This is a genomic window from Acinetobacter sp. GSS19 (genome assembly GCF_028621895.1).
GTDB lineage: Bacteria > Pseudomonadota > Gammaproteobacteria > Pseudomonadales > Moraxellaceae > Acinetobacter.
The window spans coordinates 709,957-725,926 of sequence record NZ_CP117520.1; the positions used below are offsets into that span (position 1 = coordinate 709,957).

Annotated in this window: 14 protein-coding genes; 5 read left to right on the forward strand and 9 right to left on the reverse strand. The window is 44.6% G+C overall.

What is annotated here, in order from left to right; genetic code table 11:
- Nucleotides 1-69 precede the first annotated feature (69 nt).
- Nucleotides 70-1,674, forward strand: a complete 1,605-nt coding sequence (locus PGW99_RS03520; RefSeq protein WP_273778730.1) for an isocitrate lyase — start codon at nt 70-72, stop codon at nt 1,672-1,674.
- A gap of 92 nt (nt 1,675-1,766) precedes the next feature.
- Here PGW99_RS03520 and PGW99_RS03525 read toward each other — a convergent pair whose 3' ends face one another.
- From PGW99_RS03525 to mrdA, 3 genes are all read right to left on the reverse strand, one after another.
- Nucleotides 1,767-2,102, reverse strand: a complete 336-nt coding sequence (locus PGW99_RS03525; RefSeq protein WP_273778731.1) for a hypothetical protein — start codon at nt 2,100-2,102, stop codon at nt 1,767-1,769.
- Between the two features lie 167 nt (nt 2,103-2,269).
- Nucleotides 2,270-2,821 carry a 16S rRNA (guanine(966)-N(2))-methyltransferase RsmD gene (gene rsmD, locus PGW99_RS03530; RefSeq protein ID WP_273778732.1) on the reverse strand — a complete coding sequence of 184 codons (552 nt, stop codon included), beginning with the start codon at nt 2,819-2,821 and terminating at the stop codon, nt 2,270-2,272.
- Nucleotides 2,822-4,837 carry a penicillin-binding protein 2 gene (gene mrdA, locus PGW99_RS03535; RefSeq protein WP_273778733.1) on the reverse strand — a complete coding sequence of 672 codons (2,016 nt, stop codon included), beginning with the start codon at nt 4,835-4,837 and terminating at the stop codon, nt 2,822-2,824.
- A 590-nt stretch (nt 4,838-5,427) separates the two neighbouring features.
- Between mrdA and PGW99_RS03540 the strand changes: the two genes are divergently transcribed.
- From PGW99_RS03540 to PGW99_RS03550, 3 genes are all read left to right on the forward strand, one after another.
- Nucleotides 5,428-6,744, forward strand: a complete 1,317-nt coding sequence (locus tag PGW99_RS03540) for a hypothetical protein (RefSeq protein WP_273778734.1) — start codon at nt 5,428-5,430, stop codon at nt 6,742-6,744.
- An 80-nt stretch (nt 6,745-6,824) separates the two neighbouring features.
- Nucleotides 6,825-7,484 carry an adenylate kinase gene (gene adk / locus PGW99_RS03545; RefSeq protein ID WP_273778735.1) on the forward strand — a complete coding sequence of 220 codons (660 nt, stop codon included), beginning with the start codon at nt 6,825-6,827 and terminating at the stop codon, nt 7,482-7,484.
- 70 nt (nt 7,485-7,554) lie between these two features.
- Nucleotides 7,555-7,743, forward strand: a complete 189-nt coding sequence (locus PGW99_RS03550; RefSeq protein ID WP_273778736.1) for a hypothetical protein — start codon at nt 7,555-7,557, stop codon at nt 7,741-7,743.
- On the opposite strand, the gene nth is transcribed toward PGW99_RS03550, so the two are convergent.
- Nucleotides 7,740-8,435, reverse strand: coding sequence for an endonuclease III (nth, locus tag PGW99_RS03555; protein ID WP_273778737.1), 696 nt, complete (start codon nt 8,433-8,435; stop codon nt 7,740-7,742). The two genes, PGW99_RS03550 and nth, sit on opposite strands and share 4 nt — an antisense overlap.
- A gap of 1 nt (nt 8,436) precedes the next feature.
- Nucleotides 8,437-9,231, reverse strand: a complete 795-nt coding sequence (locus tag PGW99_RS03560) for an RnfABCDGE type electron transport complex subunit B (RefSeq protein WP_273778738.1) — start codon at nt 9,229-9,231, stop codon at nt 8,437-8,439.
- 343 nt (nt 9,232-9,574) lie between these two features.
- Here PGW99_RS03560 and gdhA point away from each other — a divergent pair, with 343 nt between their 5' ends.
- Nucleotides 9,575-10,918 (forward strand): NADP-specific glutamate dehydrogenase, encoded by a 1,344-nt coding sequence (gdhA, locus tag PGW99_RS03565; RefSeq protein ID WP_273778739.1) that lies wholly within the window; start codon nt 9,575-9,577, stop codon nt 10,916-10,918.
- A 117-nt stretch (nt 10,919-11,035) separates the two neighbouring features.
- On the opposite strand, the gene PGW99_RS03570 is transcribed toward gdhA, so the two are convergent.
- The 4 genes from PGW99_RS03570 to PGW99_RS03585 form a co-directional block, all read right to left on the reverse strand.
- Nucleotides 11,036-11,812 carry a dioxygenase family protein gene (locus PGW99_RS03570; protein WP_273778740.1) on the reverse strand — a complete coding sequence of 259 codons (777 nt, stop codon included), beginning with the start codon at nt 11,810-11,812 and terminating at the stop codon, nt 11,036-11,038.
- Nucleotides 11,813-11,926: 114 nt separating this feature from the next.
- On the reverse strand, nt 11,927-12,406 hold the full coding sequence (gene rlmH, locus PGW99_RS03575; RefSeq protein WP_273778741.1) for a 23S rRNA (pseudouridine(1915)-N(3))-methyltransferase RlmH: 480 nt from the start codon (nt 12,404-12,406) through the stop codon (nt 11,927-11,929).
- Between the two features lie 321 nt (nt 12,407-12,727).
- A complete protein-coding gene (gene lon / locus PGW99_RS03580; protein ID WP_273778742.1) occupies nt 12,728-15,154 on the reverse strand; it encodes an endopeptidase La in 2,427 nt (808 codons plus the stop codon).
- A 149-nt stretch (nt 15,155-15,303) separates the two neighbouring features.
- The gene (locus PGW99_RS03585; protein WP_273778743.1) at nt 15,304-15,891 is read right to left on the reverse strand and encodes a 5-formyltetrahydrofolate cyclo-ligase; all 588 of its coding nucleotides are present in this window, start codon (nt 15,889-15,891) and stop codon (nt 15,304-15,306) included.
- Nucleotides 15,892-15,970 lie beyond the last annotated feature (79 nt).

Sequence of the window (15,970 nt, forward strand, 5' to 3'; positions counted from 1 at the left end):
AACAAATAATACCGAGCACGATTTAGTCCTTCGCTTGATCAAAATCCTAATTCTATACAGGAAAATATCATGACTACATACCAAACAGCGATTGATGCAATCCGCGAATTAAAAGCAAAATTCGGCAACACTTGGGCAGACATCAGTCCTGAAGATGCTGCACGTATGCAAATGCAAAACCGTTTCAAAACTGGTTTAGACATTGCTAAATATACAGCTGCGATTATGCGTCGTGATATGGCTGAATATGATGCTGATTCTAGCAAATATACTCAATCATTGGGTTGCTGGCACGGTTTCATCGCGCAACAAAAAATGATCGCGAACAAAAAATACTTCGGTACGACTAGCAAGCGTTATATCTACCTTTCTGGTTGGATGGTTGCTGCTCTTCGTTCAGAATTCGGTCCTCTTCCTGACCAATCTATGCACGAAAAAACTTCTGTTCCTGCATTGATCGAAGAAATCTACACCTTCTTACGTCAAGCTGACGCGAAAGAATTAAACGACTTGTTCCGTGCATTGAAAAAAGCACAAGAAGCTGGCGACACTGCTAAAGCAGCTGAAATTACTTCACAAATCGACAACTTCCAAACTCACGTTGTGCCAATCATTGCGGACATCGATGCTGGTTTTGGTAACGAAGAAGCGACTTACTTGCTTGCGAAGAAAATGATCGAAGCGGGTGCTTGTGCACTACAAATCGAAAACCAAGTATCTGACGCGAAACAATGTGGTCACCAAGCGGGTAAAGTAACTGTTCCACACGAAGACTTCATCGCTAAAATCCATGCATTACGCTACGCGTTCTTAGAAATGGGTCTTGAAGACGGTATCATCGTTGCACGTACTGACTCTGAAGGCGCTGACTTGACTCAAAAAATCCCAGTGGTTAAAGAGCCAGGCGACATCGCTTCTCAATACATCAGCTACTTAGACACTCAAGAAATTGATATCTCTGAAGCAACTGAAGACGAAATCTTAATTAAACGTGATGGTAAGTTACACCGTCCTAAGCGTTTAGCGTCTGGCTTGTATCAGTTCCGTGAAGGCACTCAAATCGACCGCGTTGTACTTGACTGTATCACTAGCTTACAAAACGGTGCTGACCTGCTTTGGATCGAAACTGCAACTCCAAACGTTGAAGAAATCGCTCACATGGTGAACCGTGTACGTGAAGTTGTTCCAAATGCGAAACTTGTTTATAACAACTCTCCATCGTTCAACTGGACTTTAAACTTCCGTCAACAAGCGTATGACCGTTGGGTTGCTGAAGGTAAAGACGTATCTGCATACGACCGTGCTAAATTGATGAGCGCTGAGTACGACAACACTGAATTGGCTGCTGATGCTGATGCGAAAATCCGTACCTTCCAAGCAGATGCTTCTCGTGAAGCAGGTGTGTTCCATCACTTGATCACACTTCCGACTTACCACACTGCTGCTCTTTCTACACATGAGCTTGCACAAGGTTACTTCGGTTCTGAAGGTATGTTGGCTTATGTTGCTGGCGTACAACGTAAAGAAATCCGTGGCGGTATCGCTTGTGTGAAACACCAAGCAATGGCGGGTTCTGACATCGGTGACGACCACAAAGAAATCTTCGCTGGTGACAACGCGCTTAAAGCGGGTGACGATGCGAAAAATACAATGAACCAGTTCGCTGCTCACTAAGCATTGAATTGAATCAAAAAACCCACTCAATTGAGTGGGTTTTTTATGCTTTAAGATCAATCATATTTGGTTAAAAAAAAGAATAAAAGACCTTATTCAATTTCCAGCTTTGGATGAATCCCACCCAGTGCTTCACAAGCGGAAGTGTAGAGCTGGAATTGTTGCTGCACTACGTCACGTAAGGGTACATCGAAGAGTTCATCGCCTGCTTTATAGCTTTCAATATAAGTTTCGACTTTTTCACGACTGGCAGCCAATGACTGCTGGTAAAAACTATTGAGTGGACTGTGTTGCATTTGCAAAGTTTCGATATTGTGGCATTGAAATTGTTGCAGCAATTTTTCTGCTTGTTGAATTTCGCTAGAACCACCAAGTGCACAAGCACTGAGTAAGAGGCTAAGGCTTAAGCCAGAAATCATTTTTGTCATATTATTTGTTGGGAGGAGTGGATAAATCATGGTATTGAGTTGATGCAGTTTTATCAGTTTAGTCTTTGGCTAAAGCCATGCCATTTTATGCATTTATAGTTTAGCCTAAATGAATGGTATAAATTTTTAATTTGATATAAATCACATAAAATTAATTAAAAGTTGATTTATATCACATTCTTTTGGTACAGACCCGCACGTACGCTGCCTGCTTTACTACTTTTGATCTGCTGCCAAGAATTAGGTAAAACGATTTGATCTAACTCACGATCAGCTTCCACATAAATCAGCCCATTTGGGGCAATAAGAGGATCTGTTAATCTCGCTAATTCTTGCCATAGATCTAAGCTATAAGGTGGATCAAGAAAGACCAGATCAAAAGATCCAGTTAATTCCTTCAATGCCTGCTGTGCTGTAGCCGTTTTGAGTTGGCAGTTTTCTGCCTGTAACAGTTGAATATTGGCTTTCAAGATCTTGGCTTGTGCAGGGTGTGGTTCAATCATCAGTACAGATGCGGCACCTCGAGACAGTGCCTCAAAACTTAAAGCTCCTGAACCCGCACAGAGATCAAGGACACGAGCATTTTGGATATCCCACATCAGCCAGTTAAATAAAGTTTCCCGTACACGGTCAGGCGTTGGGCGTAAACCTTCAATGCTGGCGAATGGTAACTGGCGGCGTTTCCATGTCCCACCGATAATACGAAGCTGATTTTTCATTTATTCGGTAATCTCACTACTAGCAGGTGAAGTCGCTTGTGGCTTTGTTTCAGGTTTGCTCTGGTTAGGATTGGCTTTGGGATCCGCTTGCAGGATGCCAGCTCCACTTGGTAATTCACCTGGCTTGATTCCTGCTGTCATTAGACCACCACTGACTTGATGCGCAGCAGGGCGAATTGGATTTTTTTGACGCTTGAGTAACCAGTAATCGAAAATTGGACGTGACAGTTGAGCTGCTGAGCCACCATGGCGACCATTTTCCCAAATAACCGCAATCACGATTTCTGGTTTTTCTGCTGGTGCAAATCCTATAAATAATGCATGGTCGAGTTGGCGCTCAGTGAGCAGAGCTTCATTGTATTTTTTGCCTTGGGCAATACTTTTTACCTGAGCGGTACCGGTTTTACCCGCAATTTGATATTGCAAGCCGCCTTTAATGCCGCGTGCAGTACCGGATTCAATCACGTCAACCATTGCACTGCGCATATTGATCCAATCCTGTTCGGTACCATTGAACTGGATGCGACCATCGGGCGCATTCAAGACCTTATGGACTTTGGCACCATGCGAAGCTCTTAATACATGCGGGGTAACATGTGCACCGTGATTGGCGGTAATCGCGGTGGCCATAGCTAATTGTAGGGGTGTTGCGGTAAATGCACCTTGGCCGATACTGACCGAGATGGTTTCACCTTTCATCCATTTACTTTTGCGGGTGCGCATTTTCCATTCAGGATTTGGATAGAGTCCGTCGCTCTCACTAGGTAAATCGACTCCAGTTTTTTGGCCAAAACCAAACTGACGCATCCAGATATTCATTTTCTCGATACCCATCTGGAAGGAAAGGGTATAAAAATAGGTATCACAGGATTCTACAATCGAACGGTGCATATTCACCACACCATGACCGCCTTTGCGCCAGTCACGGAATTTATGCGAATCTCCAGGTAAATGGAAATAGCCCGGATCAGAAATGGCAGTGTTCCAGTCTACTAAGCCATAATGAATACCGCCTAAAGCAGCCATGGGTTTGATGGTCGATCCTGGAGGATAGACCCCTTGTACCGCACGGTTGTACAGTGGCTGATCCAGATTGTCACGTAATGCACTATAGTCGGTATGATTAATCCCGGTTACAAACAGATTTGGGTTAAAACTTGGGCTGGAAACCAACGCCAAAATTTCACCGGTTCGTGGATCCATCGCGACAATCGCACCACGGCGATCTGCCAACTGCTCGGCAGCGACGACTTGTAAACCATAATCAATTGATAAATATAAATCATTCCCTCGAATGGGTTCTTTACGGCCTAAATGGCGGAGCACATTGCCATGGGCATCGGCTTCAATCGATTCATTGCCTGGTACTCCGTGGAGTAAATCTTCATACGATTTTTCCACCCCAATCTTGCCAATCAGGTTGGTACCCGCATATAAATCTGGGTCAATTTTTGCCAATTCCCGGTCGTTGATCCGTCCCACATAGCCGACAACATGGGCAAACAGATCACCGTGTGGATAGTAGCGGGTCATTTGGGTATCAATTTTGACACCCGGAAATTCATGCTTGATTTCACTGAAGCGTGCAATATCCGTTTCGGTCAAATTCAGTTTGATAGACACACGCTCGGTTTTACGTGCTGTCTTGATTCGACTGCGGAAGCGTTGAATATCTTCTTCATTCAGGCTGAGGATGGGGGTCAGCCGTTTGATGGTGCCTTCGATATCTTCGACATCGGCCTTGCTCAGTGTTGCAGAAAAGACAGGATAATTATCAGCCAATAACACGCCGTTGCGGTCATAAATATAGCCACGGGCGGGTGGCAATGGTTGTAGACGAATACGGTTCTTATCTGAAGCGGTAGTAAATTCGTCATAATGCACAATTTGCAGATATGCATAGCGTGCCAACAAGAGTGACAGGAAGAATGCCACCAGACCAATCGCGAAAAAAATTCGACCACGGTAGATGCGCTTTTCTTGCTGTACGTTTTTGAGAGGAAAATGCTGCTTCATACGCGATCGACTTTTAATCCAGAACAACGGGGGAGAGCTTTAAAGGGCAACCATTTTAACCCAGGATTGAGGTCCCGCACGCATCTTTTTCCCATAAAGCTGTAATTTATTGCCGCTATACTTTGACTTGTGAACTATTAAAAATCCGCAGTGTGATCTATAAGCCCTTAGTGAATTCTGTTACAGTCAGCGGAACGATGCTCTTCATGATTGGTTATCCATTCCTTGAAACCAAGGTGTAACGATAGAAAAACAGAAATATTGTCCGGTTCGCTTAGTATTCGCAGATTGCCGGATATCTGGATAGAACACATGAACTATGTAACTATATCAACGACTAAGCCAAGTTGAACTCACTGGTGTTCATTGAGTGAAAGTGAAAGAGTCGAGCAGGATTGGGTGACTTTACCTGCAATCTGCTTTTCTAAAAACAGAAAAAAACAGAATATGTCGATGATGATAGATCAAGATATTCATATTTCATGGTTGTTGTTCTTTGTGGAATGTTTGAGACGGTAGAGCGATCCAGATGATGTATATATATGAACCGGAAAAATCTGTTTATGCAGAGATAAAATCGAGAGTGGTGCATGTTTGAGTACGTAAGTGCAGTGTGGCAAAGCTTTCTGAATCGCCCGGATTTATGGGCGGTGCTGAGTATTATTCCTGTCACCGCATTTGTTACTTGGGCGCATGTCTGGATGGCACTCAAAATGGTGTTTTATCCGATCCACTTCTGGGGTTTTCATCTGGGGGCTATTCCCGTGGGCTGGCAGGGCATTGTGCCTCGCAAAGCTGGGCGAATTTCAGGGATTATCACCGACAATACGCTGTCTAAATTAGGGTCGTTGCACGAATTTTTGCAGGCGATGGATCCTGAGGATATGGCACGCATTATCGGGGAGCAGGTGGGGTTTGAACTGGAGCACCTGATTGATGAGGTGATGGTCGACCGTAATGCTGTCTTGTGGGAAAATCTACCTTATTCGATCAAACGCCGGATTTATGCACAGGCACATAAACAGCTGCCAGATGTGTTGAAGGATTTGGTTCTCGAATTATCGGTGAACGTTGAATCATTGGTGGATATGCGTGAAATGGTAGTCCGCCAGATGGAAAATGACCGCCGTTTGATGGTGCGCATGTTCCTTAAGGTTGGGCATAAAGAAATTAATTTTATCTGGCATATCAGTGCCTTGATTGGGATGTTTTTTGGCATATTCCAGATGATTGTCTGGTTTGTTGTGCCATGGCACTGGACGGTTCCATTCTGGGCATCAATCTGGGGCTTTTTAACTAACTGGATCGCGATCTGGATGGTCTTTAATCCGATCGAACCTCATCCGGTTCGTTATCCGCAGTTTTTTAGACGAACTGAAAGTCGAAAGTTTCCTTGGATTGTCCCCGTTTTGCCACGAATCGGTTCGTATAATATTCAAGGTGCTTTTATGAAGCGTCAGGATGAAGTGTCTGATGTTTTTGCTAAAGTCGTGACTGAAGAGTTGATTACCTTGAAATCCATCATGACAGAAATGATGTATGGTGCTAAAAAGGATCGAACCCGGCGGATTATCAAGGCACATGTCAATGAAATCATGGAAACACCGCTGGTGCGTACCACCTTGCAGCTCTCTTTGGGGCCACGTGAATATGCAAAACTCAAGACAGACTTGATCGATCGCTCAATTGAAATTACGATGGTGCCTGTATGCGACCCAGCGTTTAATGCGAGCCGTGCACAGAAAATCTATCAAATGTTCAGAGATCGTATTCGCGAATTGACGCCTAGAGAGTTTCAGAATTTGTTACGCCCTGCTTTTCAGGAGGATGAATGGATTCTGATTGTGTTGGGTGGGGTGACCGGATTTTTTGCTGGTTTAATACATTTGTTTGTCGCTTTCTTATAATTAGATGCCGAAAAATGAACAATATGTGATTGTTCAGGCTTCAGGTGTCATTCATTGTTTAATAATGAGGATGTTTATTTATGCGCATTATCTTACTCGGACCACCTGGAGCAGGTAAAGGGACTCAGGCTCAGTTGATCTGTAAGCGCTACAATATCCCACAAATTTCAACCGGTGATATGCTCCGTGCTGCAATTCGTGAAGGTACTGAATTAGGCCTAAAGGCTAAAAGTGTAATGGAATCGGGTGGTCTGGTATCCGATGAGCTCATCATTGGTTTGGTTAAAGAGCGTATTGCACAGCCGGACTGCGTGAATGGCTGCATTTTCGATGGTTTTCCACGTACTATTCCACAGGCTGAAGCACTGGAAAATGAAGGTATCACGATCGATCACGTGATTGAAATTGATGTGCCAGATGAAGAAATCGTTCAACGTCTTTCTGGCCGCCGTCAGCACCCTGCATCGGGTCGTGTGTATCACATCGTTTACAACCCACCAAAAGTGGAAGGTAAAGATGATGAAACAGGTGAAGATCTGGTACAACGTCCAGATGACCAAGAAGAAACCATTCGTAAGCGTTTAGGCGCATATCATGCTGAAACAGCACAATTGGTTGGTTTCTATCAGGGCCGTGCGGCTGCAGGTGAAAATGCACCGACCTATGACAAACTGAACGGTTTACGTCCAATCGAAAATGTACAAACTGATTTGTTTGCGATTCTCGATCAAGCAAAATAAGTTTTAATATTTTGCAGATGAAAGAGTCCTAGTTAATATAGGGCTCTTTTTCTTTTAAAGGTGAACTGTGATGAAAATAGCCATGATTGCACTAGTGATTGTTGCTCTCGCGGTGCTACTGTTTTTATTCTACATCAGCCAGAAAATGCTGCGTCAGGTGCAAAAACAGGAAGCTCAAGAAAAAGTTCAGCAGAAACCTGAGCGTCAATTACATCCTAAATTGCTCGAGCAGCAGAAAGAGAAAAAATCAGGACGTTAATTGGCATCATTGCTAATATTTTTGACCGGAATACGGGCCGCACCAAATTCAAAACGATCTGGCCAATTACACACATCACCGACCACACATTCGTGGCATTTCGGTTTGCGTGCGATACAGCAGTAACGGCCATGCAAAATCAGCCAGTGATGGGCATCCAGAATAAATTCTTTGGGAATGACCTTGACCAGGCGTTGTTCAACTTCCAGTACATTCTTACCAATCGCCAGACCAGTACGATTGCCCAAACGAAAAATATGGGTATCAACAGCCATAGTTGGTTGGCCAAACGCCGTATTCAGCACCACGTTCGCGGTTTTACGACCTACCCCCGGCAGTGCTTCCAAATCTTTGCGGTTGTCAGGCACCTGTCCTTGATGTTGCTCTAGCAGGATCTGGCAGGTTTTGATCACATTTTCGGCTTTAGAATTATACAGGCCAATGGTTTTAATGTAGTCCTTGAGTCCTTCAAGGCCTAAATTGAGAATAGCTTGTGGGGTATTGGCCACCGGGAAGAGTTTATCCGTGGCTTTGTTGACACTGATATCGGTGGCTTGAGCCGAGAGCATGACGGCAATCAAAAGTTCAAATGGACTACTGTAATTCAGTTCCGTTTCTGGTTTAGGGCGTTGTTCACGCAAACGTTCAAAAAACAGCTGAATCTGCTTTTTTGTCATATTTTTCACGGCCATGTCAGACTCCCTGCAAATCCGCGAGACGCTGCTGTAAACTCATCAGTTCCTGACGTTTTTGCGGGTTTTCTCGTACGCTGAGCTGTTTTTCCAATTTTTTGATCTGTGTACGCAGCTTGGCCAGTTCAATGGTTGTCTTTGCATCAGCTGAAGGATGACCCAGATGTGCCGTTTCCACCAGTTCAATCGTCGGTACCACATTGACGTGCTGGGAAAATTCCGCAAAGATTTCGGTTGAAATTTCAGCACGAACAACAGGGCCTTTACGATGAAGTCGACGCTGTTCCTCACGCTGAATATGTGCGTAATAACGTCGGCGCAGATCATCCTGTTCTGCAATGCGCTGTGTTTCATTCGGTACGGGTAACGGATCTTCCACCAGCTCAATACAGTCCACCGGGCAGGGGGGAATACATAATTCACAGCCAGTACATAGCTCGTTGAGCACACTGTGCATCAGCTTGCCGCTACCAATAATTGCATCGACCGGGCAGGCATTAATACATTTGGTACAACCAATGCATTCATCTTCACGGATCAGTGCTTTCATGCGTTGTGGACGGCCATCATGCTGAATCGGCCATACGCTCGGTTCAGCAATCAGGCGAGGGCGTTGTAGTAATTTTGCCAATTCATCCGCGACAGGCTGGCCACCCGGAATGCACTTATTCGCTTCCTCGCCTTCCGCAATGGATTTTGCATAAGGGAGACAACCATCACGATGTCCACATAACCCACATTGGGTCTGCGGTAACAGCGCATCAATTTGCTGGATGAGGGAAATGTGCGAATTCATGCCGAGAACCAGTGAAATAAAACGGGAGGATATTGCGAGAAAAAGGATATTCTATCAATAAATTTTATCATGTTTTTTAGAACTATTATTGCGCTATTATGGTTCGTTTATAGCATTATTATGGTGCGTAAATTTTCATCACATGCACAATAATAAAGCCAGAAATTAAGCTTAACTTAGGATTTTATTTGTAAGTAAGATTTTGATTAATATTAATTTATTAAAATATTTTAAAAAAAGTGTTGTAGATCAAGGTTAAAAGATATTTAATATTTTGCGCCAAAATTTATCATTATTTGAAAATTTGACCAATTTTGAATCACCTTCTGCTGAGGATTAAGCGTTGAAATATAACAGCCTTAACGACTTCTTAAACTACGTGAAAGCACGTGATCCGCATCAACCAGAGTTTTTACAAGCTGTGGAAGAGGTTATGACCAGTTTGTGGCCGTTCATTGAAAAGAACCCACAATATGCTGCACATGGTTTACTTGAACGTTTGGTTGAACCAGAACGCGTGATCCAGTTCCGCGTATCTTGGGTCGATGACCAAGGTCAAACCCAGGTGAACCGTGCTTTCCGTGTACAGTTCAACTCAGCAATTGGTCCATTCAAAGGCGGCATGCGTTTTCACCCATCTGTTAACCTGTCTATTTTGAAATTCCTGGGTTTTGAGCAAACCTTTAAGAATGCTTTGACTACTTTGCCGATGGGCGGTGGTAAAGGTGGTTCAGACTTCGATCCTAAAGGTAAATCTGAAGGCGAAATCATGCGTTTCTGCCAAGCCTTGATGATCGAATTGTATCGTCATCTGGGTTCAAATACCGATATCCCTGCGGGTGATATTGGTGTGGGTGGTCGTGAAGTCGGTTACATGGCTGGCATGATGAAGAAACTCAGCAATGACACTTCATGTGTATTCACCGGTAAAGGTATTTCATTTGGTGGTTCTTTGGCACGTCCTGAAGCGACAGGTTTTGGTACAGTGTACTTTGCTGAAGAAATGCTAAAAACCCGTAACGAAAGCTTCAAAGATAAAATTGTTGCGATTTCTGGTTCTGGTAACGTTGCTCAATACGCAGCTGAAAAAGCCATGTTCTTGGGTGCGAAAGTGGTTTCACTTTCTGACTCGAATGGTACGGTTTACATTAAAAACGGTTTAACCACTGAACTTCTTGCTGAAGTGATGGAGTTGAAAAACGTTAAACGTGGCCGTATTTCTGAATTTGCTTCTAAGCACGGTTTTGAATACCTGGAAGGTCAACGTCCATGGGGTATCAAATGTGATATCGCGTTACCATGTGCGACACAAAATGAGCTGGATGGCGAAGATGCTGACAAATTGTTGGCAAATGGCGTGATCTGTGTGGCTGAAGGTGCCAATATGCCATCAACCCTTGAAGCGGTTGAGAAATTTATTGCTGCGAAAATCCTCTATGCACCAGGTAAAGCGTCTAACGCGGGTGGTGTTGCGACTTCTGGCTTAGAAATGTCACAGAATGCGATTCGTTTGGGCTGGAGTTTTGCTGAAGTTGATGAACGTCTGCATGCGATCATGAAAGACATTCACTGCCACTGCGTAAAATACGGTACACAAGAAGACGGTACAGTGAACTATGTAGACGGCGCTAACATTGCAGGCTTCGTGAAAGTGGCTGATGCGATGCTGGCTCAAGGCGTTTATTAATTCACATCGCGTACAAGATATAAAAAAACCGATGCACATGCATCGGTTTTTTTATGGCTGAATTATGGATTACCAATCCGAACAGAGGGTATCGCGTGAAACTAAACTCCTCGTGTTTTAATCAAATCGATAAATATCCATTCCCAAGGCACCCATGGTAAAACTGCTATGCACCAGGCTAAAGCGTGGTCCAGTACCCATTGCAAAAAACAGTGGTGCAAAATGTTCAAGGGTCGGATGGTTGCGTTGTAGATAAGGCAGGCTTGGCCAGTCCAATACCGCCTCAAAATCACTATGGCTGAGTTTACGAACCACTTCATTGCGGAACGTTGAGGCCCAATGTGGCACATCGCTGTGTTGACCTTGCCAGGAGAGTTCTGCCAGATTATGGGTAATGCTACCTGAACCGATTAGCAGGATTTGCTGTTCTCGCAGCGGAGCCAAGGTTTGCCCAATCCGGTAAATTTCCTGTGCACTCATCGACATGGGCAGGGAAATTTCCAGAACCGGAATATCAGCTTCAGGATACATATGTAATAACGGCATCCACACCCCATGATCGCGTGGACGGGTGCTATGTGCATGTGCATTAAAATCGGCTTCGGCTAAACGTTGTAGAATTTCTTCTGCCAGTACCGGATGCCCCGGAGCAGGATAGCGTAACTGATAGAGTTCAGCAGGAAAGCCGCGAAAGTCATGCCAGGTTTCTGGACGAGTCGCCGTGCTGACTTCGAGAGCCTCACTTTCCCAGTGCGCCGACATGACAATAATGGCGTGTGGTTTAGGAAGATTCAGACTGAGCCGTTGTAGTGCAGGGCCCACTTGTTCCGGATGAATAGTCAACATTGGTGAGCCATGTGAAACAAAAAGGCCAGGTAAAGTTTGCATATTCATGGGAGAAACCTTGCAATGAAAGCGATATTGCCATGATGCCAAATATTCGCTAGGGCTGAAAAGCACGATTGCTTCAACATATTGTTGCAATACTGCAACGCTGTACAGCGAGGGTTAGGCACGGTGATATGGATGATTATGGTTAATACTCATGGCACGATACAGCTGCTCGATCAGCATGACACGCACCAACGGATGGGGCAGGGTCAATTTGGATAGTGACCAGTGCCAAGCTGCCGCTTGACGGACTTGATCGGAGAGACCATCAGGTCCACCAATCGCGAGAGCAATATCATTGCCTTCCAGCATCCAGTTTTTCATGGTTTCGGCCAATTTCTCGGTACTGAGTTCACGGCCACCCACTTCCAGTGCAATCAGGGTTTCATTGGGTTTCAGTGCATTTAAAATACTTTCACCTTCTGACTGGCAATATTTCAGAATATCCGCTTCAGAATCATTTTTTCCGCGTTTAGCCATGGGAAGCTCAATGATCTGGGTTTGCACAAAAGGCTGAATACGTTTGAAATAATCTTCAAACCCGGTCAGTACCCAGGCAGGCATTTTTTGGCCAATGGTCAGAATCCGAATTTTCATAATTACTGTTCGCCGTGAATTTTCAGCATTATAACGAGCATTGCAGATAGATCGCTATGGGAGGGGAATTTGATGATTTAAAAAACATCATTAACAGCAATGAGGGAATACATAAGATAAAAAAACGCAGTCCTTCAAGGGGGAATCCGGACTGCGAAAAAGACCATCTGTCTGGAGATACAGATGGCCATACGATTCGGCAATCAAATCATGAAGAAACCAATCGCATGTAAAAATAAAATGAGGTGTGTGTCGCATTTTTCAAGTTGCCTTTACAAAAAAAGAGAGCCGGAGCTCTCTTTTTTTGATTGCACACTTCAATTAATGACGTGCTACTTTAGACTCTTCTACCGGTTTGACAATCGGTGTTTTTGCCAACGGTTTTGGTGCGCTGATTAAAGCCAGCGGCAAGATTTCATCAATGCTGCGTACGGCTTTAATTTCCAGCCCCTCTTTTACATTCTCTGGGATTTCTGCCAGATCACGCACGTTTTCTTGAGGGATAAACACCAGTTTAATACCACCGCGATGGGCTGCCAGAAGTTTCTCTTTTAAACCACCGATGCGCATTGCACGACCACGCAAGCTGGTTTCACCGGTCATGGCGATGTCTGGACGTACCGGAATTCCAGTAAATGCAGAGACCAGAGCAGTCGTCAGTGCCAAACCTGCTGATGGACCATCTTTGGGTGTTGCACCTTCCGGTAAATGCACATGCACATCCGTTTCGGCAAACACGGAAGATTCAATGCCTAGACTGTCTGCGCGTGTACGCACGACGGTCATTGCGGCCTTGATCGATTCCTGCATCACATCACCGAGTGAACCGGTGGTGATGAAAGAGCCTTTACCTTTCATGGTCGCCACTTCAATGGTGAGCAGTTCACCACCGACTGACGTCCACGCAAGACCATTAACGCGGCCGACTTCAGCTTCTTCTTCCACCATGCCGTAATCGAACTTTTGCGGGCCTAAATAATCTGGCAATGTCGCTTCAGTGACTTCAACATGCAGGTTTTTCGCTTTCGAGCTAACGGCTTCTTTCACGACCTTGCGGGCAATTTTAGAAACTTCACGCTCCAAATTACGCACACCGGCTTCACGGGTATAACGACGTACGATGTCACGGATTGCTTCTTCATGCACGCTGAGTTCTTTACTGCGCAAGCCATTGTCTTTGATGGCTTTTGGCACTAAATAACGTTCGGCAATGTTCACTTTTTCATCTTCGGTATAACCCGGCAGACGTATCACTTCCATACGGTCCAACAATGCTTCAGGAATATTCATGCTGTTTGCGGTACAGATGAACATCACTTCAGACAGGTCAAGATCAAGGTCAAGATAGTGATCGTTGAACTTGTTGTTTTGCGATGGATCAAGTACTTCAAGCAATGCAGAAGCCGGATCGCCTCGGTAATCTTGCGCCATCTTGTCGATTTCATCGAGCAAGAACAATGGGTTTTTCACACCGACTTTAGTCAATGACTGCACGATTTTACCTGGCATCGCACCAATATAGGTACGACGGTGACCACGGATTTCCGCTTCGTCACGCACACCACCGAGGGCCATACGTACAAACTCACGGCCTGTGGCTTTCGCAATCGATGCACCTAAAGAAGTTTTACCTACCCCTGGAGGACCAACCAAGCACAGAATTGGACCACGAAGTTTTTTCACACGTGACTGTACCGCGAGGTATTCAACAATGCGTTCTTTCACTTCATCTAGACCATAGTGGTCGGCATCCAGAATTTCCTGTGCTTTATTCAGGTTGATGCTGACTTTGCTAGCCTTGTTCCATGGGGTATCCAGAATGACTTCCAGATAATTACGCACCACGGCCGCTTCACTTGAAGCCGGTTGCATGGCTTTCAGTTTGCGGAATTCCGCTTCAGCTTTTTTGCGGACATGCTCCGGCAGATCTGCTTCTGCCAGACGGCGTTCAATTTCAGCGACGTCATCTTCTGCACCGCCATTCATATCAGACAGTTCACGCTGAATGACCTTCATCTTTTCATTGAGGAAGTATTCGCGTTGGTTTTTCTCCATCTGACGTTTTACACTTTCATGCAGACTTTGCTCGATTTGTTGCTCTTCTGACTGCTGCAACAAATAAGTCATCAATTCTTGCAAGTGTGCTTCGAATTCGTCATGTTCCAGAAACTTCTGTTTGATATCAATATTTAATGGGACACGAGTAGCAACAAAAAACAGCAGTTGCAAAAGATCATCAATTTTATTTGCCGCAGCGACCAGTTCACGCGCATTACGTAATTTGGCTTCTGCATATTGGGCAAAGAGAACTTTCAGTTCTTGCAGACGTGTGCCGCGAGTGGCTTCATCAAGATGCATACTCATCGGACTTAAGCTGTGCTCTGCCGTCAGGTGCGTATCAGCATCGATAATCTTGTCGAGTTTAGATCGATACAAGCCTTCGATAAGAACCTTAATACAGTTTTCATCATTTTCGTGATTCACAACTTGCACAATCTTCGCGACAGTACCGTATTGATAAAGATTGTCGTGATCAATTTCTTCTGTAAGCGAATCTTTTTGTGCAACTACAAATACTAAATTGTCACTGTTACGAGCCACATCAACTGCATTGATCGATTTTTCACGACCTACGAATAGCGCAATTTGCATATGTGGATAAACCACCACATCGCGTAACGCTAAAAGTGGTAATACACTTGGAACCTGAGGCTCTAAGGTTTGTTCATTCATAATAAGTTCAGACATGGGCACTCCTAATGAGTGACAACGGTGTTGCCATGTTTTTTATAGTGATGGGTATTTTAGAAATTACAAGGGTGAGTTTTAATAAATTGTTCAAAAATTGCGTACATGATGAAGAGTTTTATAACAATACGATTTATAAGGTTTTCTTTTTATCGTTTAAAACGGTAACAGTTTTTTGGTGTCAATAACGCATCGACTGGCTGATCCCATACTTCGCGCGGTAAAGGGAACACGATGCGCTGAAATTCATGGGCGAGGCCCAGACGAAAGGGTTGTCTAGGTGCACGGGACAAGGTTCGATCATAGAAGCCGCCCCCCATGCCAATACGGGTTCCTTGCATATCACACGCGAGTAATGGCATGAGCAGCATATCGAGCGTTTTGACCTGATGTCCACGATTTGCCATCGGTTCACGCATCCCAAGGGGGTGATGGGAAAAGCGTCGGTTTTGATACTGATTCGCATTGATTTGAACCCAGACCAAATGCTGGTTCATGCTACAGATCATCGGTAAATAGACGTTTTTTTTCTGCTGAAAACAGGAACGGATAATACGCTGGGTCGCGATCTCTCCGAAGGCATCAAGGTATACGCCAACGTTTTTAGCCTGATGAAATTCAGGTAAACGAATCAACTGTTGCCAAACCCGTTGTTCAGCCTGACGTTGCTGGAAACGGTTCACCTTCCTGCGTTGGCGGCGCAGAGTTTGACGGAGTTGCTGCAGTGAAACGCGCATGAATCTTAAATCCTGAATAAAAGGTGACCCTCATATATCCACCTCATGATAAACACGTGAAAAGCGGTTTAAGATGAGA

Excerpts from the sequence above, each read along its gene's own strand:
- PGW99_RS03520 (WP_273778730.1), top strand. The coding sequence starts at position 70 with ATGACTACATACCAAACAGCGATTGATGCAATCCGCGAATTAAAAGCA.
- PGW99_RS03525 (WP_273778731.1), bottom strand. The coding sequence starts at position 2,102 with ATGACAAAAATGATTTCTGGCTTAAGCCTTAGCCTCTTACTCAGTGCT.
- rsmD (WP_273778732.1), bottom strand. The coding sequence starts at position 2,821 with ATGAAAAATCAGCTTCGTATTATCGGTGGGACATGGAAACGCCGCCAG.
- mrdA (WP_273778733.1), bottom strand. The coding sequence starts at position 4,837 with ATGAAGCAGCATTTTCCTCTCAAAAACGTACAGCAAGAAAAGCGCATC.
- PGW99_RS03540 (WP_273778734.1), top strand. The coding sequence starts at position 5,428 with ATGTTTGAGTACGTAAGTGCAGTGTGGCAAAGCTTTCTGAATCGCCCG.
- adk (WP_273778735.1), top strand. The coding sequence starts at position 6,825 with ATGCGCATTATCTTACTCGGACCACCTGGAGCAGGTAAAGGGACTCAG.
- PGW99_RS03550 (WP_273778736.1), top strand. The coding sequence starts at position 7,555 with ATGAAAATAGCCATGATTGCACTAGTGATTGTTGCTCTCGCGGTGCTA.
- nth (WP_273778737.1), bottom strand. The coding sequence starts at position 8,435 with ATGGCCGTGAAAAATATGACAAAAAAGCAGATTCAGCTGTTTTTTGAA.
- PGW99_RS03560 (WP_273778738.1), bottom strand. The coding sequence starts at position 9,231 with ATGAATTCGCACATTTCCCTCATCCAGCAAATTGATGCGCTGTTACCG.
- PGW99_RS03570 (WP_273778740.1), bottom strand. The coding sequence starts at position 11,812 with ATGAATATGCAAACTTTACCTGGCCTTTTTGTTTCACATGGCTCACCA.
- rlmH (WP_273778741.1), bottom strand. The coding sequence starts at position 12,406 with ATGAAAATTCGGATTCTGACCATTGGCCAAAAAATGCCTGCCTGGGTA.
- lon (WP_273778742.1), bottom strand. The coding sequence starts at position 15,154 with ATGTCTGAACTTATTATGAATGAACAAACCTTAGAGCCTCAGGTTCCA.
- PGW99_RS03585 (WP_273778743.1), bottom strand. The coding sequence starts at position 15,891 with ATGCGCGTTTCACTGCAGCAACTCCGTCAAACTCTGCGCCGCCAACGC.